The organism is Chryseobacterium sp. sg2396 (assembly GCF_042610505.1).
In the GTDB taxonomy this organism is placed as follows: domain Bacteria; phylum Bacteroidota; class Bacteroidia; order Flavobacteriales; family Weeksellaceae; genus Chryseobacterium.
The window spans coordinates 39392-62540 of the sequence record NZ_JBHGAQ010000005.1; the positions used below are offsets into that span (position 1 = coordinate 39392).

Consider the following 23149-nt stretch of genomic DNA (forward strand, 5'->3'; position numbering starts at 1 on the left):
GGGAGAGATGAAAATATCGTTGCCGAATGCTATGTGCTGTTTAACGAAGAAGATCTTGGCAAACACTTTATCCTGCAAAATCAGACCAAACTCTCCATTAAGGAAATACAGCAGGTTTGGCAGGCCATTAAAGCCATTACCAAATTCCGGTACACGGTTTCCCATTCTGCATTGGAAATTGCCAGAAAAGCAGGTTGGGACGATAATATCATGCAGATCGAAACGAGAGTAACAACTGCTATTGCAGCCTTGGAAGATGCCGGATACCTTAAAAGAGGACAGAATATGCCGAGGGTTTTTGCCAACAGTATTTTAACCAAAAACGCCCAGGAAGCCATCGACAAAATCAATCGATCCGCAAGATTTACGGAGAAGCAGAAAGAGAAAGGCATCAGGATCATCAAGAAGCTTTTTTCGAGCAAAAGCAGGAAGCAGACAAACGAAGAAACGGCAGAATCGAGGGTCGATTATATCAGCGACCATTTGGGTATCGTGAAGGAGGAAGTAATCAATATCATCAATCTTCTACGCGAAGAAAGAATCTTAGCCGATACCAAAGACCTTTCCGCTTTTATAAAAAAAGGAGAAAATAAAAACCGCTCCCTCAGTATTCTGGAGACTTTCTGTAAAATTGAAAAGTTCCTGCTCTCTTTTGTCGAACAACAGGAAAAAATTTTCCACATCAAGGAACTTAATGAAAAAGCGGAACAGGCAGGATGTTCAAACAGCAGCACGCAACGGATAAAAACAGTCTTTAACTTTTGGTCGATCAAAAACTGGATCAAAAGACGCAGTATGGAATATTCTAAAAACCATTTGGCCCTTGCTGCTTTGTATCCCACGGAACTTTTAAAAGACAAGCTTGAAAAAAGGCATGAACTGGCCGGTTTTATTGTTGATTTCCTGTATGAAAAAAGCCTTTCGGAAACTTCAGAAGATGACGCAGGCAAACAGGAAGTACTGGTGGAATTTTCCGTTCACGAACTTAAATCTGCTTACGAAAACAGCCCGAATCTGTTTAAAAGGGATATAGTCCTGGAAGATGTCGAAGATACCCTGTTTTATTTATCAAGAATTGAAGCGATAAAAATCGAGGGCGGCTTTATGGTGATCTATAACAGGCTGACCATCGAACGTACAGAACAGAACAACAATAAAAGGTATACAAAGGATGACTATCAGAGGCTGCATCAGTTTTATGAAAATAAAGTCCAGCAAATTCATATTGTCGGAGAATATGCGAAGAAGATGATTACCGATTATCAGCATGCATTACAGTTTGTAGAAGATTACTTTCAGTTAAATTATTCATCTTTTCTCAGTAAATATTTTAAAGGCAGCCGGCAGCAGGAGATCTGCCGTAATCTTACACCGGCAAAGTTCAGACAGCTTTTCGGAGAACTCTCCCCTACTCAACTCAAAATTATCCATGATAAGGAAGCACAGCATATTGTGGTAGCGGCGGGACCGGGAAGCGGAAAAACCCGGGTCCTTGTTCATAAATTGGCCGCTCTGCTTTCAATGGAAGATGTGAAACAGGAACAGTTGCTGATGATTACGTTTTCCAGGGCGGCGGCAACAGAATTTAAAAAGCGGCTGATCCGACTGATCGGGAATGCAGCGCAATATGTGGAGATAAAGACTTTTCATTCGTATTGTTTTGATTTATTGGGTAAAGTGGGAAACCTGGAAAAATCAGATCTGATTATTAAAAAGACGATCGAGAAAATAAGAAGTGGTGAAGTGGAAGCCAGCAGGATCACCAAAACCGTTTTGGTGATTGATGAAGCCCAGGATATGAATGAGGATGAATACCTGCTTATCAATACACTGATGGAACAGAATGAAGAGATGCGTGTGATTGCAGTAGGCGATGACGATCAGAATGTTTATGAATTCAGAGGATCCAGCTCAAAATATCTGGAAGCATTTATTTCAAACAACAATGCCGTAAAGCACGAACTGGTTGAAAATTACAGAAGTAAAAACAACCTAGTAGCCTTAGCAAATGAATTTGTAAAGCAGATCCCTCATCGACTGAAGAATATCCCGATCGTACCCGTGCAAAATGATAACGGAAAAATAAAAATCGTTAATTACAAAAATACAAATCTCATTGTCCCTCTGATTGAAGACCTGCTTCATACCGGTCTGTCCGGCACGGTCTGCGTACTGACGAAGACCAACCATGAAGCTTTGCAGATTACCGGCTTGCTTTTAAAAAATAAAATACCGGCAAAACTGATCCAGACCAATGACAATTTTAATTTATATAACCTTGCGGAAGTCAGATTTTTCCTGGACCGGTTGAATTTATACAGTGATGCTTTTACCATCAGCGATGAAGTCTGGGATTCCGCCAAACAGGAGGTAAAAAATAAATTTCACAGCAGTAATAAATTAGAGATCTGTATCAACATCATTAAAGAATTTGAAGCGATCAATACAAAGAGAAAATATAAATCCGATCTGGATGCATTTATCAGGGAATCAAAGCTGGAAGATTTTTTTAATACCAACGGTGAAACGGTTTTTGTTTCCACCATTCATAAAAGCAAGGGAAGGGAATTCGACAACGTTTTCATGCTGCTTGAGAATTTCAGCCTCTCAACAGATGAGGCCAAGAGGCAATTATATGTAGCCATGACCAGAGCAAAAAACAACTTAACCATCCATACGGATGCTCCATTTCTGGATCATTTTTTTATTGAAAACCTGATCAGGATCCATAATAAAGAAACATATTCCCAGCCGGACGAGTTAGCCATGCACCTTACGTATCAGGATGTCTATCTGGACTTTTTTCTTAACAGCCAACACCTGATTCCGGGGCTTATCTGCGGTGATTTGCTAATTTTTTATGGAAATATTTGTATGAATTCCCGCCACCAGCCTGTTCTGCAATTCTCTCAGCGTTTTATCGAAAAAATAGAAACCCTGAAACAACAGTCATACGAATTAAAAACGGTAAAAGTAAACTTTATCGTTTACTGGATGAAAGAAAATACGAACCAGGAAATAAAAATTATCTTGCCGGAAGTCTGTTTCAAAAAAACTGATGCTTCTACAGCCGGTTAGCTGGTAAGAATTCAATATTTCATGCTATGCAAAAACAATATCAATTGATCCGTTTCCTCCTGTCCTCATTTTGTACAAAACACCACATCGCCATTTTGGCTACGACAATTACCATTTAGGCTTCTCCCATGCCTGGCCGGTAAGATACCTTTGCGGTATTAAATCTTAAAAATTATGAATCAGACCATTTTCATTACCGGAGCTTCTTCCGGAATCGGAAAAGCAACCGCCAGGTTATTCGCATCAAAAGGCTGGAACGTCATCGCTACGATGCGTACACCGGAAAAAGAAACGGAACTCAACACGATCGGCAAGATTACCCTGCTGAAACTGGATGTAACCGTACCGCAGGAGATACAGGAAACGGTACAGAATATTCTGCAGGAACATGAAGTGGACGTGGTTTTCAATAATGCGGGCTATGCGCTGATGGGTGCTTTGGAAGCCGTGTCCGACGAAGAGATCCGTGCCCAGATGGAAACCAATTTCTTTGGCGTCGTTCGGGTAACCAAAGCCTTTATCCCGTATTTCAGGGAAAGAGGCCACGGATTGTTTATTACGACCGGTTCGTCTGCAGGCCTGGCAGGATTCCCAATGGGATCGATGTATGATGCCAGCAAATGGGCCATCGAGGGATGGAGTGAAAGCCTGTCCTACGAACTCTCCGAATTCAATATCGGGATCAAAACCATTGAACCCGGTATGGTATCTACGGAAATCATGAACAAATCCCCGGTGGTTTCCCATCCTGCCTACGATTCCCTGCTGAATAAATTTGTAGCGGCGTTCATGCAGCAGGAAAACATGACAACCCCCGAACAGATTGCCGAGGTGGTTTACGGAGCGGCTACCGATGGCTCAAAGAAACTGAGGTACGTCTGCGGTGAAGATGCCATCGCGATGTACACACACCGCCTCGAAGTTGGCGACGAGTCCTTCCGCGAGGGAATTTTCGAAATGCTGAATGGCGGCAGATCTCTTATTTAAAATCTTAAATATAGCAGCATAAGGAAATTATGGATTATTTTAGCGACCTAAGGAAACAAGAGAAAAAGTGGAAATTTTAAAGGTTTTAGCTTAATGTGAATTCGACGGTAACTATTTATTTTTAAGCGATTTAATGGAATTAAAAGAAAAGTGAACACCTGAAAGACTTTACATTAGTGAAAAATCAGTTGATATTCAAAATTCCCGGCAATCGTAACCTAAGATGCTCCAGGCACCAGCTTCCCTCTCCCATTCTGTCAGTCCGGTTGGTACCGGGAGTTCACATTATTTAAGCCCTCCAAAGAAATCCGGCGGCCACGATTCCGGCCGTTGGATTTTTATGTACATTTGAAATTATGAAATCCAGAGAAATTCATCATCCCAGGCATTTCCGGACGCTTTCCGAAATGCAGCACGCCCTGAACCTGCCCAAGCCGGCACATCCTTTAATCAGCTTGCTGGATTATCGGGAAGCCGCCATTACCCATGAGATGCTGTCGTTTGATTTTGTGATGGATTTTTATCACATTACCTACAATGATTCTTCGGGATGCCGGATGAGATACGGCCAGACCACCTACGATTTTAATGAGGCCGGCATGTGCTTTACCTTACCCGGACAGTCTCTGGCCGGCATCTCATCTTCAGGAGACCCCGCCGGTTTTACCCTGCTGATTCATCCTGACTTTTTCCGGGGCTATCCGTTGGAGCGTAAAATCAAAACGTACGGCTTCTTCACCTATTCGATTAATGAAGCGCTTTACCTTTCGGACAAAGAGAAAAATATCATCACCAATATTGCCGGTACGATCAACGACGAACTGAAAACATCGATCGATGACCTGAGCCAGGATGTGCTGATCTCCCAGGTAGAGCTTCTGCTGACCTACAGCCAACGGTTCTACAAAAGGCAGTTCATTACCCGTAAAATCATCAACAACGATTTGCTGAGCAAAATGGAAACGGTGCTCGATGCGTATTTCAATTCGGAAAAAGCCGTCATCGAAGGACTCCCTACCGTAAAATACCTGTCGGATCAGTTGAAAGTTTCACCGCGTTATCTCGGGGATATGCTCCGTTCGGTTACCGGATTCAATACCCAGCAGCACATCCACATGAAACTTATTGAAAAAGCTAAGGAAAAACTGATCGGAACCGGTTTAACGGTAGCAGAGATCGCTTATGAGCTGGGCTTTGAACACCCGCAGTCGTTCAGTAAGATGTTCAGGCTCCGGACAGGCCTTTCGCCGCTGGAGTTCAGAGGTTCGTATAATTGATGTGAACGGTGAATTCTGCTCCGCAAGTGAATTTAAATAATAAAAATTAACCATTGACCCCGAGGGAATTGACCATTGACACAAAAACTTCCCGCATCCGGCTTCCCTCTTCCAGCCCATAAACCGCCTGTTACTTTAAAGCAACCTTTTCGCCGAAAACAGCCGGGCGAAACCATCAAATGCTTCACGGAAACTCCGGCCGACAGGAACGGAAACTTTACCGATCAAAACTTCATGATGGCTGATGGCCGTTACCCGATTCTGATTGATGACGAACGACCGGTGGATTCTTAAAAAACCCTTATTTTGAAGACGGGCAGCCATTTCGGAAACCGACATTTTAGTAACGGTAACCGCCTCATCCTGAAGTACCGCCTTAATATCATTGCCGATGCTTTCAAAATAAAGAATGTCCTTCAGCAGAAGCTTGCGGCTGAATCCCTCGGATTTAAAAATAACAAAATCCTCGTCGTTTTCGTTTTCTGCCCTTCTCAGTATCCGGTCCAACGATTTGAAAAACCGTTCGAAGGTGACCGGTTTCAGGAGATAGTCTACCGCTTCAAGCTCAAAGCCGTCGATGGCAAATTCGCGGTAAGCGGTCGTAAAAATGACCGACGGTCTTTTACTCAGCGATCTTAAAAATTCAATCCCGTTCAGGTCCGGCATCTGAATATCAAGAAACAGAAGATCTATTTTCTGCGTCTGTAAGATCCGGTAGGCTTCCAGCGCGTTTTTGGCCGTGGCTACCAGATTCAGTTCCGCTATTTTTGAAACATGGTTTTCCAGCAGCCTTACCGCCAGAGGCTCATCATCTATTATAATACAGTTGATCATGTTAAGGGAGTCATTAATTCGATATTAAACCGGTTATCCGTTTGTTTTATCTCTAATGAATATTGGTTCGGATAATACAGATCGAGCTGCCTTCTGATGTTTTCCAGCCCGATTCCTGTATTTGTATCCTGATGTTTTTCTAAAAGCGGATTGTCTACGGTAAAAACAGCGTACTTTTCATCGGTTTTAACAGAAATCCTGATGATCACCTCGCCACTTGTTTTTTCAGCGCCGTGCTTAAAGGCATTTTCAACGAAAGACAGGTACAGCAAAGGCGGAATAAGGCCGGGAAATCCTGTTTTTTCCTGCATTTCGATGGTCAGGCGTTCGTCGTAACGCAGTAGCTCAAGAGCAATGTAATCTCTTATTATTTTTAATTCTTCGGCAATGGGAACCCTCTCTTTTTGTCCGTGGTATAAAAGATAATCCAAAATGTCCGAGAGGTGGCTGATCGAGTGTGAAACCGCATCTGAACCGGTAACGGACAAAGAATAGATATTATTCAGAGTATTGAACAGAAAATGGGGATTAAGCTGTGCTTTCAGGGCTTTCAGTTCCAGTTCGGATTTCTCTTTCTGAAGCTGGAGAGCATGCTGTTTTTGATCCCTGTACCGGAGCATAAACCTCATCGAAATGAAAATAAAAGATCCGGAAATAACGGGCAGGATATAAGAAAACAAAAGGTATTTTATATCGGTGAAAATATCGTAAATACGGTCCTGAGGATAGTCGGCGAACAAAGGTTCGGCAGCATACACAATAAAAAGACGGTTCAGGACGCCCAAAATATAGATGCTGCCAATAAAATAAACGGTAAAAAGAAAATACCGCTTAGCCTCAAAAAACTGACGGATCAGAACGGAATAAATCCAGTTGGCCCCGATGATCTGAAAAATCCAGTGGCATACGTCATAGTAAAATAATTCACGGAAATCCGGCTGTTCATGCTCGCCGTAATTCCGGAATATCCCGAACACGAATAAGGCGATCCAGAATACCGCCTGCCGGATGATTTCGTTTTTTAGTTTCTCGCCTGATGTTTTTTTCACAATGCGTAAAGATATTACTAAAAAGCTTTGCATGCGCTAACCGGCTTTAAAAGGATATATTTTGGTGATGAATAACAGCAACAGGCATTTGAAAAGCAGAATTTGTTGTATACAGAAAAAATCGGTAGTTCTGCATGCTTTGTTTCAACTCTTTTGTAAATAAGAAGACTTTTGTCACAAAAAAAGAATGGAAAGAGAAAAATTCATTGGGTTGGATCATCTGAGGGCGGCTGCAATCTTACTTGTCTTCCTTTATCATTACCGGATGTTTGAGCATCCCGATTGGGTGGATGCTGTCGGATGGATTGGCTGGACGGGCGTTGATCTGTTTTTTGTACTGAGTGGTTTTTTAATTTCCAACCAGCTATTCCAGGAAATCCGAAAATACCGGACTATCCGGCTGAAAGTCTTTTTCACCAAACGTTTTTTCAGGATCATTCCGCCGTATCTGTTTACGCTTGGGCTGTATTTCTTCTTTCCGGTGTTCCGGGAACGGGAAGCTTTACCGCCGCTGTGGAAGTTTCTTACCTTCACCCAGAATTTTGGTTTGGATGTCATTCGTCAGGGAACCTTTTCCCATGCCTGGTCCTTGTGCATTGAAGAACAGTTTTACCTGATACTTCCGCTTTTACTGCTGCTTTTAATCAGGTTAAAAAAAATAAAATACCTGAAGCTCATCATTGTTTCAGTGATGATCACCACCCTCCTACTGCGTATTGTTTGCTGGAGTGGATTTGTGCTCCCCCATCTGGAAACCCCTGATTTCTGGAAAGAATGGTATATGAATATCTATTATCCTACATATACAAGGCTGGACGGCCTGGCAGTCGGTGCTCTGATCGGTTTCCTGTTCCAATCCTCCAATTTCAGGACAATCATCAACCGGAACGGGAATCTTCTGGTTTTTACCGGAATAATGGCTGTTGCGTTTTCACTATGGTTTTGCAGAGATCAATATTCACAACAGGCTTCTCTCTTCGGATTTACCATGATAGCCATCAGCTATGGAATATTGGTAACAGGAACCGTCTCGGACACTTCGTTTCTGAGCAGGAAACCCAATATCATCACCACGCACTTAGCAGTACTCTCCTACTCTGTTTATTTATCGCATAAAGGCGTGATTCACCTGGTACAGATGCTTGCTGAAAAAACTGAACTTCCGGTATCCGGTACCTCAGGAATTATTACCTGTTTCATCTTCTGTGTTCTGGCCGGACTATTTTACCGCTATTGTATTGAGAAACCATCTGCTGCGCTTAAAAATAAAATTCTTAGCTCATCAAACCATCACCATTGATAAATCGTACCCGGAAGTTATGGAACCAGCAACCTAATATACCACTTTACGAATTCCAGATACATTGTTCTCCGCTGCGCTTCAAAAAAAACGAACAGACATTAACAAGTTCTAAAACAACACCTATTTTATTTATGAAAACATTTATACTAAGCATTTTCATGCTATTCTCTCATCTTGCCGTAGCCCAGAAGTATAATACGGAGAAAACTGAAATCCATAACGTTATCCGGCAGTTCAAAGAAAGCATTATCCGGAAAGATTCGGCTGCCTTCCACAGTCTGTTCCATGAAAACCCGCTGGTCTGGACCAGCGTTGTTAAAAACCGGTCCCAGCAGAAACGACTAGAAAAAAATCCCGCAAACCGTAAAAATTATTTTAAAGACACCTACCAAAACTTTTTCCGCTACATTATGGAAAAAGGCCATAAACAAGAGAAATTTAAGAACATCAGGATCATCAATGACGATGTGGTTGCGAGCGTTACGTTTGATTATTTATTTCTGGAAGAAGATAAAGTAACGAACTGGGGCACCGAATCCTGGCACCTTATCAAAGCGGAAGGAAAATGGAAAATCGTGAGTATTATTTATTCTTACGAAAATGCAAAGTTTTTCCCAAATCCATTTCATTAACAAATATAATTTTCCGATATCACAGACAGAAGTCATATAATTTCATCTATTCAGGATTAAAAAAGGGATTCATATCTACTTCTTTACTGAAGGGATTTTAGCTGTTTGCTCCTATTCTTAAAATAAGAACGATCATTAACAAAATAAACAATGAAAATTCATTTCAAGCTTACCGTTATTCTCTTTTTCACTATTTACTGTCAGTTTTTTGCACAGATCAACAGGCTTAAAGCAAAGATGGAGGGGATCATTACTTCAAAACATGAGGTCGTGGGAATTGCCGTCAAAGACAGCAATCCAACTGGAACTATCAACGTATTCAATCTCAACTTTGTCAAAGTTCAGAACTTTGACAAAGTTTTTCAAAGCCTATTTAAAATTAACAATACCAAATAATAAAACCCACTTTTGCAAGTGGGTTTTATTCAATATTGATTTTAATGATTTAAATAATATCCATACAGGCAGTTCGGGCATAGCTGATTTCGTTATCTCAGTCCCTCCAATTTCATTTGGGTCCGGGCAAACACATATTTCAACAGCCTGAATGGAACGCGGATGCGCCACACTTTGGCAGCAGGATGCTCCATATGCTCGGCGATCATGATGTAGGTCACTATAATCATCGCCAGGTTATGACCTTGTGGCAGCAACATCGGGAACAGCATCAATGCCCATCCGGAACCTACGCACCAGAGACCATGCTTAACGCCGAACTCCAATGAATCATAACAGGCCGCCCATCCGAATGCACGCAGGGCATAATGGTCATGGCTGAGGTTAAGAAACTTCTGCTTCACCGGCGAAAACTGCCATATCACCGCGATGATCAACACGCCCAATGCAGGAAGGTAAGATCCCGGCATCAGCAGATGCAGACCGATGATGATTCCTACCATAACCACACCCGCTACCATCCAGATGGTAAGATAGCCCCACACAAATAATAGAGAGCATATCAACCGGTACCTTCTCAGGCTCTGGAGATAAATGGCCTGAACAGGCACAATCAGCTTAGGCAGCATCATGGCCACCACCATCAATCCCCAGCCCATGAGTTGAGAAGAAAAGGGATTCATCTGCAACAGCATTTTCAGGGAAGCAGCCGATGGTCCGGCGGCAGAAAGGTGGCAATGCTCCATAGTTATGATATGCCCGGGATTTACCAAAAGCAACAGCCAGGTGATCATGCTGATCCCGAGGATCACCAGGTTGATCTTAAGACGGTCAGTTCCTGAAAGTTTCATGATCCGGTTATTGGGCTACACGGTAAACACTGATCCGGTCTATCGTCAGGTCATTATTCTCAGGCAGAGGATTCTTGGTTTTGATCACCACATTCAGCGCACTGAGATCGATATCGTTGTCCAGGTACAATTCATCGATAACATTGGTGATATTCAAGGTAAAGGTAAGGCCCGATCCGCCGTGGGCACCGTCTTTCTGGGAAGCCATCCTGATCCCGAAAAGCGCTACCGACCGTACGAATTTATCATTCACAAATACCGAAAGGAAATTGGAATTGTTAGTTCCTTTCACGTTTTCCAGCTGAAGAAATACTTCATCCGGCAATTTGGAAACGGAAGCATTCTTCAAGCTTTTTGAAACCGTTTTCCACGATGGGGTATCCAGCTTTACCACAGCTTCCGTTTCTCCGCTGTTCAGCGAAAGGGAACCGGCATTTGCCCCAATGATTTCATGTCTCTTCTTTTCACTCATAGGAATTTTATTTTGAGCCACAGACGCACCTAATTTACTTAATCTTTCTGATAAATTCTCAGGCTCTGTTTGTGGAGCAGCAGTTTCATATGAGGTTAAAGAAAGGTCATCGTAAATATAAGAATAGGAAGATCCGTTAAATTTCAGATCCGTTGTGCTGTCTACATCCGCCGGGGTATAATACCAGGGTGTACCTACAGCATCCATAGGCATCGCAAACTGCGAATTACCGTGGGCGGAAGGTCCTTTTAGCCAATCAGGCCGGCTCGGATTATTATTTTTACCGGTTACATTCCAGGCATCCCACATACGGTCGATATTGGCGTGGTGTAGGTAAAAGATGGGATCCAGCCCGGCTGTAGGAGGATCAGACATCAGACCTTCGTTTTTTTCCGAAGCATTGGGATCCGTCCAAGAATCACCGTCGAAACCGCCCACCATAACGTGGACGAAATTATGGGGATTGGATTCAAGATCTCCGAAGCCGCCGTTGCTATGGCTGAAACCGGTTTCCTGCCCGCCATAATAATAGCCGTACAGATTACCTGTTCCCGTCTGGCCGGGCGACGATTCACTGTAAATGGTATCCAGCTGGCATTTGTCGTTGGCCATCGGATCGTTTGGGCTGTCTGGTCCTACCACCACGTATACATCACCGTCACCGTTCGGGCCATATCTTTCCGGCACATACAATGGATTCGGAGAACCGTCAGGTAATGTTGTAACGGTAAATGCAGGTGGAATTTTGGATTGATTATCCGGTCCGGACTGGTTTAAATAGTTCCAGTATGGCAGGGCCCAGTCGGCAGGGCCACCCAAATGCTCTACGATAATGGTACGGAGCAGATTTTCTAGAGCCACCAGATAGCCACGGTGCCACGGCGGAAAAAACCAGGTTCCGTGCTGGCATTGGTCCCAGAAAAGCTCATAAACATTAGCCGCAGGAAGTGAAGAAAGATCCGCAACTTCAGGGATGTACGGAATATCCTTCCAATTCGGATAACCGACAGGCGGTTCCCCGGTATTGTTATTGATAAGATACTGCCCATGCACAGCGGCATAGAACCACCAGCTTGTGGCGTCCTTAATCGGCCTTGACTGCATTACCTGTACAGCTCTTGCGTACCATAAAAGATCCGGATTGTCGAATGTCCCGTTATTATTCCAGGCATTCTTTCTTGTAAATGTTGTCATGTCTAATTGTAATACAGTGGTTAAAAGTTATTTTTTAAAATTATAGCGTCTGGTTTTACGTTGATGCTTTCCAAAGATAAAGGATCTTTCAGAAAAAATATTCGGTATAAATACGCAATTGTTTATTCATGGATGTTAAGAAATTATATGGCTTTAAATCTTCTAATATGATATCGTTAATTTCCGAAAACAAACCAAAGAATATTAGTTCTGTCCTTTCAGGGCTTAACGATTTGTTGCATTAATATAGGGCTGCACCCTATACTGATGATTCCGCCACTTTTTGGCTTTGTTAGATCTTAAGATAACGCAAATCCAAATGTATTCGACTTATATTCAAGCAATTAATTAATCCAAAACAAAATTAACAATAATTCAGTCAGGATATTAAATAGAATAGCTCTCGGTAGGATAAACCGATGGTTCATGCTTCCGATAGGATTTTATTCTGTCCTCTAGTAAGCCGTCCCTTCAGGACTTAAGATCGTATAAATTTGATCATATTCAATTTATATTCAAGCTCTCATTTAATTAAAAATAAAATTAAGGCTAATTCAGTCAGGATTTTAGATAAGAACTTTCTTTGATAGAATGATAAAACGATAAGTTTAATCATCTGAAGCTTCAATCCTATTTTTTGACATGGGAAACTTCCAGCATCCAACATCCCTCTTCCAGCCTTTTCGTCCGAATTCTACTTCGGGTTCACGTTAAGATATTCTATTCTTCGATTTTTACCACCAGCTGCTCCTCATGCCTTCTTATCCAAAACGGATCATCCTTCCAACGGTTTTCCCGCTGATAGAATCCGGTTCGCTGCTCATTATACAACCGGAAAGCCAGATCGATTTTTCCATGATAATCTTTGCCGGCAGATGAAATACCGGTGAGCTGATCTTTTGCAGCCAGGGCAGCGTCGATACCGCTACGCAGGGCAAAGGCAATGCCGTGTGACGACAAAGGATCCAGCGAACAGGCGGCATCTCCCGCTGCCAGCCAGCTTTCTCCTGCATAATGTTCCAGATGGTGGCTTCCCGCAGAAGTATACTGTAACGGTATGATCTCTTTGTAGCGGCTTAAGGGTATACGGTGCCTGATGAACTTTGTCTGCAAGCTCTTATTTTGCCAATATTGCGGATCCAGCCAGGAGTTCCGGTCATGCAGATCGGGATCCGTGAAAAAGATCCGGGCTACTTTTCCTTCGCCGATGTCCGAGACATACCACCAGCCATCGGAAACCGCTTCGATCAGGCTTTGTTGGTTATTCAGAGGCTCAGCAGCGGCGAGGATGCCGATGACGGCTATCTGCTCATCCCTGCGGATACGTTTGATGCCAAGCTGCCTGCTCAGCCAGCTGTTTCTGCCACTGGCATCGATGACCATCGCTGCACTGATTTTTAATAGGTCTCCGGTATATTCCCAAATGTTGTCTTTCCTGTAAATCCTGAAACTACGGTCCGTTTCATGAAACGGTACTCCCAAAGAAGAGGCTTTCCGGGTCAGCATCGACTCGAAAGCCGCGCGGTCGACATACCATCCCTGCCCGGATGGCGACTGGATAAAATCATTGAAGTACAGCCGGTCGTCTCCCCAGCAGGAGGCGTTCCCGTAGCAGGGCTTATGGCGGTCGTTCAGAAATTCTTCCCATACCTCCAGTTCCGTCAGAGAATTCCGGGCGGAAGCAGCAAGGCTTTCCCCCACCCGGAGTCTGTTGGTCTCGGCCGGCCGGTGTACGACCATCACCGATGCGTCCTGCTGACGCAAAGTGATGGCCGAAGCCAGCCCGGCCGGACCGTTGCCTATGATCAGTACATCAATCATTCGCCTCTTCTTTTCTCTGCACGGCTGACCATCCAGAGGTAGCCCGGATCTTCTTCAGCAGGCGACTGATCGAAAGCCCCTTTCATTGATGATTTCATTTTCGGATGCTCTATTATTGTCCGTCCGTTTTCCACCCACAGTTTATCCGGGAAATTGGCATCGCCGTTTCCTTCTTTCTGAATCAGGATGCCTACATCCGGCCATTTCGTAATAAATTCGTTGATGCCTTTGGTATAAGGGCTCACTTTTTTCGATGGATACCCGTATTCGTAAACGATGCCCCTCAGCCACTTCACCCGGTTGCCGAAAGCTTCGTTCTTTTCTTCAAGACTCGCCGATTGATTCATCATCACTTCATAATCGGCTTCGGTCATTACGTCATTCGGTACCCGCACCGGCCAGAAGGTCGGTACATATTGGCCCATGATGCCGACATAACCGCTAAGGCAGCTTGAGGTATCCGTCTGCCACGGTACGGCCATCCACTTGGTAATATCCCCTGCTGCCGAGCCGTCCAGCGGTCCGCCGGGTGCCAAAGCTATTTCAGAGTCAAGAACCGGCCCAAAGGTCAGCGGGTCATCCAGCCTGCGTTTGATCCGGAAAGGTTCAGAATACAGGATCGGCTGCCGCATCGGCCAGGTAAATTCGCATCCCGGGTGGAAAGGTCCGCCGATGGTTTCATCAAGAGCCGAACGGTCCAGCTGGGCGGCCTGTTCTTCAGGGGAAAGGTCTTTCCATTCTACGCTTCCGGGTTTATTCCCCAGGGTAAAATTGCCGTTGGCCCATTGCCGGATATACTCGTACTGAAACGGCAGCACGGCCATGAAATTACGCGGATCTGTATCGGTGCTCAGGAATTTCTGAAGACCGTCTCCGTAGACCGGAGGAAAAAGTTCCGCCTGCATGGTTACATAATCCGGATTACGGAACTGGCGGAAGATGGCCTGGCGCAATTCAAAAAAGCGGTCGGAAGCATCGGACAGCCTGGCGATCATTTCAGGTGTCGACAGGTTGCCGGGACTTCCCCATCCGTTCTGCTTGAAGATTCCTGCATTTACCCAACCGTTCAGCGGCATCCGCTCCAGCATCGGATAAATATGCTCCCAGAATTCCGGCGTTTCCGGCAATACGGATTTCCCCATATCGGCAGCGGTCTGTGCCAGCAGGTCATAACCCGTTACAAAGGCCTGCACGCCCGGAGAATAATCCGGCGGTGCCGTGAGCACCCATGATCCGCTAGCTTCAAGCACTTCTCCCGTTTTCAGTTTGATCCTGGCATCTACCGGCCCATCCGAGGTATCGTCATGCCAGGTCTCGTTGTTAGCAAAAGTAGTCGCCGGAAGATTGGCGTAGGAAGCAGACAGACCGCGACCTCCCAAAAACAGAAGACGGCCTTCGGCATCGGTACGAACTTCCCCCAGATACACCGGTTTATCGTTGCAGTCTAAGGAATAAAAAGTTCCTTTATCGAATGCAAACCGACTGTCTTTACCGTCGGCATTTGTACTCTTTCCTGAAATTTCTATTTTTCCGCCGTCGATAATCAGCCTTTTCCGGTGGTGATCGGTAATGGAGGCATTCCGTAACGTACTTTTTACAGCAGGATATCCTTTGAAAACACCTTTGGCCTGTGGAATATCCAGGGCCAGATCGAAATCGTACCAGGCCGCTTTTTTGTTCGCTACGTGGACCGTCCAGGTAATTTCCCCGTCTTCCGCAGTCAGCTCCCGGATAATCTTACCGTTTTCATCGGCTCCGAAAAGACGGAACCGTGCTGCCTGTCGTTTGATGCGGCCTTTACCGTCGCGGAAATTACCGGGATCTGTAATCGGTTCGTTGATCTGGTCCGGAATCAGGAAATATTCGTCCGGGCTGTTTCCTACTCTGGCCACCCCAATTGCCGGATGGATGATGACTTTTTTAATTTGAGACATGATATAATGGTTTTTAATTTGAATTAAGCATCGGAAAATCAATAAATTTATTCACTAATTTGTGATTTTAAACAAATACGATTAGTTAAAATTCACAGCTTCACTGACTCAAAATAACGAAGAATACGGCAGGTAGTATTCAGTATTAGCTACCAATCGGTTTATTCCGTAAAAGTACTTATCGGTGTTCGGGATTTATCTATTTACTCATCAGGAGATGCACGGAACGGAATTTTTAAAATTGTGGTTGCTGTTAAAAAATATGGGTTCGAGACAGCCGATTATCTCTGTAAATCCGTATTTTGCCATTCTTTTTTCCCTTAAATCAGTTAAAGACAGCAACCATTCATCAGGTAAAATAAAATAAGCGTATGACGGCAACCGAAATTTCTTACGAGAACGAGTTTGAAAGAGCCCTCTCTCCGGCTCAGGCGGCTACCCTGGAAAGGTACATCAAGGTATTTTCCGTAAACGGCATGGCCAAAAGAAAAGAAGAATACCGGAAAGGGGAACGGATCCATTTAATATATTACAGGGATCCTGATGACCCGGTTGAAGCGATCCTGGCAGACTACAAGTTGTTTCCGACCATCGAAATCCGCGAAAGGCACAGGGCGGAAAACTACATACGGGTCGATGACTTTGAGTATGCGGACGGAATTCTGTGGGCCAAAGGGATTTCGGTATTTGACCATAAGGGCAATGAAATTTACAGCAGTCCGATCGATGCCGTAACCAACCGGCATGATTATGAAGAGACCAATAAATATTTCTATAACGACCACAATAAAAAATTATATGTTTTCTGGTACGGAACGAATGGCCAGTTCAGTTGTATGATGAGCTATAATCCCAATCATGATCCTTATCTAAACGAATTCAAGCAGGAATTCCGGCTGGAAGATCTGCCCGGCCTGCCCGATTTCAACTGGCCGGAAATGGAATATTACCACCATGCGGAACCGGTTGTTCCGGCTGACTCCGAATTTCACGAATAAACATTAGAGGTTAAAGTAAAAATAAAGAATATGTCATATCATTATTATATATCGGTAACGGCTCATATAAATAACAGAGGTGTTGATGCTGCGATAAGCACCCCGGCGATGGAAGAGACATCAGAGCTTTCATCTATGGGCATCAACGAAATCATACAGGTCATTACTGACTTACAGGATGTGGTATCCGGACAGATGGACTACCTGAATTGGGGCACCGACCTGCTCAATGTAACTTCTGAAGGTGATGTAACCTTATACGGACGTTATGACAAAGCAATGGAGACCCAGGTTTCCACCCGGAGCCTGATCAGTTTTTTAACAGAGCTGAAAAGGTTTAAAGAATACTGCCTGGAAAGAGATTATTATAAAAGCATTATCAGCCGTGCGTTCACCAGTGTGAGGGCTGAACCTTCCCGTTACAGGCGCTGGCCTTCTTCAGATCTGCATTATCTTATTACCGTAGATCGAATCACCGTTACACTGACCCTGGAAACTGAAGATTTTCATTTGTCAACTGAAGAATATACCGCTCAGCTGAACAGATATTTTTAACGAATTTTTAAAATTATCTTTTTATTTTACAGCAGATATTAAGTATTTACACGAGTCTGATTAAATATCACTCCTTTACCGCTCTCTTTACAATCACATAAGCCGCCTCCAGCATTTTAACCAGGTGAATATACGGCCCGACCATCTTTCGCTCCTCTTCGCATCCGGAATCTGAAAGGGAGAAATAAACGGCCGAAGACAAAAACGCTTCGTATTCTTTCCTGCGGTAAGCCTTGAACGCCTTCCGTAATACCCGCACTGGATCCCGGTATTCTTCATCAGAAAGATTTCCTGTTATGATGAGCGAGCCATTTCCGGAAGATGCATTACTCGCCCATTTGTTCCTTTTCCAACTGATGAGAAAACACGCGCGGACAAAAGACCGCAGCGCCAGGTAAAAATGGAAGACCGCTGCCGCATCCTGAGACCCTACGGATTTCTTCTTTACGGCACATATCATGACCTTATTAAGCATTTCCCGGGCGGTCGCCGGATCGTTGAACCGGAAAAAGGTTTCCAAAATTTTCACCCCGGAATGCACCTCACTGCCTAACCAAAATCGGGCTTCCAGATCTAAGTTTTTCTTTTTCATCATTTTGTTTTTTTAGACTTCTTATTTTTCGGCAGCCGAAAATTTTTACAGAACACAGCCGGAATTTGTATTACAATTGATTAACTAGCTTATTTAAAAGCATAATCTTTCTTTTTTATTGTGTCTTTTTTACTTTTCAAATATAATAAAAAATTTAAAAGTGGGAAAAATTACCCACAAAATATTTTTTGTTTCTCCTGAAATTGCATTTCATATACTATCTAATGATGCACATCGATCGGATGAAATTTCTCGAACTGTTTGGAAATCAAATAAAAACATTAAGAAAAGAAAAAGGCTTAAGTCTCAGGCAGCTGGCACAATTGTGTGATATTGATTACAGCGATATAAGCAAAATTGAAAAAGGCCAGAGAAATATTCAGATTTCAACCATACTTGAACTCACCAAAGGATTAGAAATCCATCCTAAAGATCTTTTTGATTTTGATACTGAAAATTTAAAATAAGTAAATCCTGACGAACGTCGGGATTTTTTTTGCCTTACGGAAACCCGTAAAGCAGAGCATGTATATTGTTTTGTATATTTGAAAATTAGCAATAACATTATATAAAATGTTTATATTGATAAAAGTATTAAATCTGATAAATATTTCCTTCTTTAAAGAATGTGTGGAAATATTAAAAAAATAAAAGATTAAACTAATTTTTATCAACTGTAGGTTGCAACATTAGATTTAAATAATTAGCAAATAATCAAAGATTTAAAATCAAAAATGATCGAGAAAAATTTTTTCACATATAAAATTTTAGAAAACAAAAAGAAGACAATACTTGAAGAATTCCCTGAATTAAAGGCCTGCCAGCATGATAATTTTTATTCATTAGGTGAATATATTTATGAATCTCCAAGCAAATTTTACGACGTAGAAATTTATAATGAATTAAATTTTTTCTTTGAAAATTTAATTGATGATCCTAGCAACTTCTTAAACTTTTTAAAAATATTAAATGATTTTAATTTTGAATTTAATCATGCAATAAAAACTATGAACGAATTGAATTTAAAGGAAATTCATGAAAATTTATTACCTGACAATGATGCCGAACTGATGTATTTCTTTAGTGAAAAAATTGTTTATGAATATTTAAAAATAAATGATGTTGTATTATCAGGTCTATTAAAACCCATCGCCTGTTATTTAAGAGTTATAACTAAAAAAGGAACAGATAATCTTGACCTTTATAATTGTATAGATACATTAAAAAAAAATAAAATTCTTGAAGATATTACAATTAATTATAACAGTGTTCTTCGCAATGCTATTGCACATGGAGGAGTTACTTTTGAATCTTCAAAGATTAAATTTAAAGATAGAAAAGAAGCTACTGAATTTTATGCTCCCGATTTTATAAGGAATTTTGATCTTTTAATTAATTATGCTAATGCTATTATTCTTACATATAAAAAAGTATTATTTCAATATTTAGATGTTTTGCTAAAACATAATATAACAGTACCATCATCTATAATGGAAATTGAATTAAGACATAAAGCAAATCATTATGGATGGAAAATAATTCACAGTTATGATAATATTATACCCAAAGGTAAGCAGTATAATATATTAGTAGAATCAAATCTAAATAGTCGAAAATTCATGAATTTGTCTGCTGTTTATACTGCGATGACTTTAGAAAAATTACTTCCTCTAAAATATGATAATTTTTTTGTCCAAATAAAAACGAAATATAAATTATCGTGTTGGCAAATTATTGACTTAGAAAAACTAAGAGAATACAATTCTGGTAAAAATGTAATAATTACCGATGGAACTTATTTTTTTGAAGAAAAATATCTAGGAGAAAAAAGAGATTCTTTAAAAATTCATAAAACATTCTTATTTCAGAAAAATACAAATAATAAAAACATAATTAATTTACTATATATAAAGCACCATAGTAAAAAGTTTTACAATGTAATTGAAAACGCTGGAGTATCCTTAAATATTCCAAACAATCAAATTGAAGATTTTATTCGAAAGAAAGCACAGTATATTATATCTTTTGTAAAATTGGAAAAAAGAAAAAAGTACTCACGTAATTTAAAGGAATATATTTTTCCTGATAAATATTTACAAATACATATATATAAAAGTAGTTTAAGAAAAAGATCGTGTAGTTATGCGCGGCAAAATAAAAATTTAATAGCAACTCTTCATATTAATACAACAAAACAAATTAGAAATATTGTTCCTGCATGGGGAACTAAAGAACAAAATAAGAATTGTCTTATAGTTTGGAACAAAAAGTAATATTTTATTTCTAATTTGTAGATGAGCTATAATATATTTCTGATTTATCTTTAGATTTATGAATAATAAAATAAAGTGTATAACTAAAACAGATTTAGATTTATTGAATTTCTGAAAAATTGAGATATATTTGCATCTATAAACAAGTCATAGTGATTTAAGTTATAAAACTTAATTTAAAATTGCTAATTATGACACGATGTTTATGTTGCGCTGGTTGGAAACCAGTGTTTGTGAGAGCTTATCAAAGAGTACGCTTCGGGCGACTTGAGAATGTAATCCAACACTGCAGGTCAAGGCCTGGTCAGCACAGAAATTAGGAGCAAAGTGAAAACTTTGCTTCTTTTTTTTAATACCTAATAATATTACTTATTTTCCACACCATCATGGCAACAAAATTGCTTCTTCCAAGTTTTGTTGATTTATGAGTACTGCAGAACGTTCCTTCGAAAAAAACTTTACTTCCGATTTACTGATTCAGGCACTGGCCTGTTCTCCCGCACCGACGGCCCTTTATTCGGGCGAAGACATCATCATCCGTTTTGCGAACCAGGGCATGCTGGAACTTTGGGGCAAGGATGCTTCCGTAATCGGGAAACCGCTGATGGAGGCCCTGCCGGAACTGGAAGGACAGCCCTTCCTGGGTTTGCTGCAGCAGGTCTGGCATTCCGGGAAAACCTATTCGGTATCGGGGGCTCCGGCAAAGCTGATCAGGAACGGCAAAGAAACGCTGGATTATTTCGATTACGAATACCGGGCCCTTTTAGATGAAAGCCAAAAAACCTGGTGCATCCTGAATACCGCCCTGAACGTGACTTCGCGCCGTGAATTCTTCCAGCAGATCCGCGAGAAGGAGGAACGGGAACAGGCCCTGAATGAAGAAATGGCCGCCACCCTTGAAGAGCTGACCTTCACCAATGAAGAGCTCAGCCATTCCATCCAGCAGCTCGCCCAGAGTAAGGAATATGTCCGTGCCATCATCGAACAGGCTCCCGTAGGAATCGCGATGCTGAAAGGCCCCGATCTCCTGATCGAGATTGCCAATCCGGCGATCCTGAAAACCTGGGGACGTACGGAATCGGAAGTGATCGATAAGCCGCATGAACTGATACGTCCCGAATTGCGCGGCCAGCCGGTAAACGGATGGATCCGGGATGTTTATGAAACCGGGATCCCGAAAATCAACAATGAATTTGTCGTTAAATTACATCATCACGGAGGCCTGCGGGAAGCCATCGTAAATTCCATCTATCAACCCATATTTTCAGGAAACGGGGAAATTTCCGGAGTACTGATCATCCTTGAAGAGATTACCCAACAGGTTCTGGAAAGGCGAAAAAATGAAAACGACCAGCAGATGCTGGCCCTGGCTATCGATGCGGGGGAACTGGCAACCTTCTATTACCAGCCGGGAACCAACCTGTTTTCCGGGAATCTTCTGCTTAAAAACTGGTTCGGCCTTTCTTCCAGTGAAAACCTGGACCTTTCGATTGCTCTGGAAGTTATTGTTCCGGAAGACCGGGAACGCGTGGCTTCCGCCATTGCCCATACTTTGAGTACAAATTCCGACGGCCACTATTTCATCGAGTACAAGATCCGGAATAAAACAGATCATAAAATAAGGCTGCTGCAGGCCCGCGGCAGGGTGTTTTACGATACGAAGGGCAATCCTTTAAGCCTTAACGGAACCCTGAGGGATATTACGGAACAGAAGAAAGAAGAAGAACGGAAAGACGATTTTATGGGGATGGTGAGCCATGAGCTTAAAACCCCGATCACTTCCCTGAAAGCCTATCTCCAGGTCCTGCAACGCATGGCTGTAAAAGAGGAAAACCTCATGCAGCAGAACACCCTGGAAAAATCACTGAAGCAGGTGGATAACATGGCCGCCATGATCAACGGCTTCCTGAATGTCTCCCGCCTGGATTCCGGGCAGATGCATATTGAGAAAAAGCCTTTCGATTTTCAGCTGTTCTTCTCGGAAATCGAGGATGAAGTGCTTTCGGTGATTCATACCCACAAGTTTATTTTCAATACCTCCGGCCCGCTCTTGGTTTCGGCGGACCGGGAGAAGATTTCCCATGTGATCCATAACCTGATCGGGAATGCCGTGAAGTATTCCCCCATCGGAACTGCCGTCACGGCAGAATATTCCGTCACCGATGATCACCATTTGAAAATCAGTGTAACAGATCAGGGCCAGGGCATTGCCGAGGAAGACCGGGAAAGGATTTTCGAACGCTATTACCGCGCCAAGGACATCCAGAGTACCTCCATTGCAGGTTTCGGCATCGGGCTTTACCTCTGCAAGGAAATCATCGAGCTTCACCACGGCCGCATTGAAGTGCAGAGTTCACCGGATCAGGGTTCGGTATTCTCGTTTGTCCTGTCGCTTGACGGAGAAACTTTTAATCTTTAAAAACAGTTAATCATATAAACTTATACATTCCAAACAAATAAAACGCTGTAATTCATATATTTAATTAATCAAAACGGAATTATGGATAATTCAGTCGGGATATTAAATAGAATAATTTTTGCCATGATGATAAAAGATGGTAATTTGATCATCGGGATATTGATCCTATTTTTTGACAGAAGAAACTTCCGGCATCCCTCTTCCAGCCTTTTTATACGGATTCTACTTCGAATTCACGTTAATTTAACGCAAAGTTTAATGATTCTTTGCGCAATAAAAAAGAGAGCAAAGTAAAGCGGCAAAGCCGCTGATTAAGCGGACGGATCATGCGTATGCTTCATTCATTAGATCAGCTTGCTTATCCTTTCTTTGTTTCCTTATATTATCCATACAGTACAGTAAACTTTGCGTTAAAATAAAACACCGAAGATAAAGTCCGGTGTTTTCGTATATGCTTTTTTAAATCCCAAGGTTTCACCCGGGG

Annotated in this window: 18 protein-coding genes; 11 read left to right on the forward strand and 7 right to left on the reverse strand. The window is 42.2% G+C overall.

The window, feature by feature from the left end; all coding sequences use genetic code 11:
• The first annotated feature begins 33 nt into the window (after positions 1 to 33).
• The 3 genes from ACED20_RS06780 (at position 34) to ACED20_RS06790 (ending at position 5342) form a co-directional block, all read left to right on the forward strand.
• Entirely contained in the window at positions 34 to 3078 is a 3045-nt protein-coding gene (locus ACED20_RS06780; RefSeq protein WP_378103963.1) for a UvrD-helicase domain-containing protein, read from the forward strand.
• Between the two features lie 174 nt (positions 3079 to 3252).
• Positions 3253 to 4065 (forward strand): SDR family oxidoreductase, encoded by an 813-nt coding sequence (locus ACED20_RS06785; protein WP_294240830.1) that lies wholly within the window; start codon positions 3253 to 3255, stop codon positions 4063 to 4065.
• Positions 4066 to 4421: 356 nt separating this feature from the next.
• On the forward strand, positions 4422 to 5342 hold the full coding sequence (locus ACED20_RS06790) for a helix-turn-helix domain-containing protein (RefSeq protein ID WP_345765452.1): 921 nt from the start codon (positions 4422 to 4424) through the stop codon (positions 5340 to 5342).
• A 135-nt stretch (positions 5343 to 5477) separates the two neighbouring features.
• Here the strand turns inward: ACED20_RS06790 and ACED20_RS06795 are convergent, their stop codons facing one another.
• Complete coding sequence (locus ACED20_RS06795) at positions 5478 to 6176, reverse strand: LytTR family DNA-binding domain-containing protein (protein WP_294240828.1); 699 nt, start codon at positions 6174 to 6176, stop codon at positions 5478 to 5480.
• The gene (locus ACED20_RS06800; RefSeq protein ID WP_294230306.1) at positions 6173 to 7225 is read right to left on the reverse strand and encodes a sensor histidine kinase; all 1053 of its coding nucleotides are present in this window, start codon (positions 7223 to 7225) and stop codon (positions 6173 to 6175) included. The genes ACED20_RS06795 and ACED20_RS06800 overlap by 4 nt, the downstream gene beginning before the upstream one ends.
• Positions 7226 to 7412: 187 nt before the next feature.
• Here ACED20_RS06800 and ACED20_RS06805 point away from each other — a divergent pair, with 187 nt between their 5' ends.
• The 3 genes from ACED20_RS06805 (at position 7413) to ACED20_RS06815 (ending at position 9556) form a co-directional block, all read left to right on the forward strand.
• The gene (locus ACED20_RS06805; RefSeq protein ID WP_294230302.1) at positions 7413 to 8525 is read left to right on the forward strand and encodes an acyltransferase; all 1113 of its coding nucleotides are present in this window, start codon (positions 7413 to 7415) and stop codon (positions 8523 to 8525) included.
• 134 nt (positions 8526 to 8659) lie between these two features.
• Positions 8660 to 9160 (forward strand): hypothetical protein, encoded by a 501-nt coding sequence (locus ACED20_RS06810; RefSeq protein WP_294230299.1) that lies wholly within the window; start codon positions 8660 to 8662, stop codon positions 9158 to 9160.
• Positions 9161 to 9310: 150 nt separating this feature from the next.
• Complete coding sequence (locus tag ACED20_RS06815; protein WP_294230296.1) at positions 9311 to 9556, forward strand: hypothetical protein; 246 nt, start codon at positions 9311 to 9313, stop codon at positions 9554 to 9556.
• A gap of 92 nt (positions 9557 to 9648) precedes the next feature.
• Here ACED20_RS06815 and ACED20_RS06820 read toward each other — a convergent pair whose 3' ends face one another.
• From ACED20_RS06820 to ACED20_RS06835, 4 genes are all read right to left on the reverse strand, one after another.
• A complete protein-coding gene (locus ACED20_RS06820; protein ID WP_378103968.1) occupies positions 9649 to 10407 on the reverse strand; it encodes a DUF2182 domain-containing protein in 759 nt (252 codons plus the stop codon).
• 7 nt (positions 10408 to 10414) lie between these two features.
• Entirely contained in the window at positions 10415 to 12073 is a 1659-nt protein-coding gene (locus tag ACED20_RS06825) for a tyrosinase family protein (RefSeq protein WP_294230291.1), read from the reverse strand.
• 720 nt (positions 12074 to 12793) lie between these two features.
• A complete protein-coding gene (locus ACED20_RS06830) occupies positions 12794 to 13894 on the reverse strand; it encodes an NAD(P)/FAD-dependent oxidoreductase (protein ID WP_294230289.1) in 1101 nt (366 codons plus the stop codon).
• Entirely contained in the window at positions 13891 to 15828 is a 1938-nt protein-coding gene (locus ACED20_RS06835; protein WP_378103970.1) for a LodA/GoxA family CTQ-dependent oxidase, read from the reverse strand. The genes ACED20_RS06830 and ACED20_RS06835 overlap by 4 nt, the downstream gene beginning before the upstream one ends.
• A gap of 371 nt (positions 15829 to 16199) precedes the next feature.
• On the opposite strand from ACED20_RS06835, the gene ACED20_RS06840 reads away from it, so the two are divergent.
• On the forward strand, positions 16200 to 16826 hold the full coding sequence (locus tag ACED20_RS06840; RefSeq protein ID WP_378103971.1) for a hypothetical protein: 627 nt from the start codon (positions 16200 to 16202) through the stop codon (positions 16824 to 16826).
• Between the two features lie 30 nt (positions 16827 to 16856).
• On the forward strand, positions 16857 to 17381 hold the full coding sequence (locus tag ACED20_RS06845; protein ID WP_294240819.1) for a hypothetical protein: 525 nt from the start codon (positions 16857 to 16859) through the stop codon (positions 17379 to 17381).
• A 67-nt stretch (positions 17382 to 17448) separates the two neighbouring features.
• On the opposite strand, the gene ACED20_RS06850 is transcribed toward ACED20_RS06845, so the two are convergent.
• The gene (locus ACED20_RS06850) at positions 17449 to 17976 is read right to left on the reverse strand and encodes a hypothetical protein (protein ID WP_378103972.1); all 528 of its coding nucleotides are present in this window, start codon (positions 17974 to 17976) and stop codon (positions 17449 to 17451) included.
• A gap of 221 nt (positions 17977 to 18197) precedes the next feature.
• On the opposite strand from ACED20_RS06850, the gene ACED20_RS06855 reads away from it, so the two are divergent.
• From ACED20_RS06855 to ACED20_RS06865, 3 genes are all read left to right on the forward strand, one after another.
• Positions 18198 to 18440 (forward strand): helix-turn-helix domain-containing protein, encoded by a 243-nt coding sequence (locus ACED20_RS06855; protein ID WP_378103974.1) that lies wholly within the window; start codon positions 18198 to 18200, stop codon positions 18438 to 18440.
• Positions 18441 to 18707: 267 nt separating this feature from the next.
• Positions 18708 to 20246 (forward strand): hypothetical protein, encoded by a 1539-nt coding sequence (locus tag ACED20_RS06860; RefSeq protein ID WP_378103975.1) that lies wholly within the window; start codon positions 18708 to 18710, stop codon positions 20244 to 20246.
• A gap of 424 nt (positions 20247 to 20670) precedes the next feature.
• On the forward strand, positions 20671 to 22665 hold the full coding sequence (locus ACED20_RS06865) for an ATP-binding protein (protein WP_378103977.1): 1995 nt from the start codon (positions 20671 to 20673) through the stop codon (positions 22663 to 22665).
• The last annotated feature ends 484 nt before the right edge of the window (positions 22666 to 23149 follow it).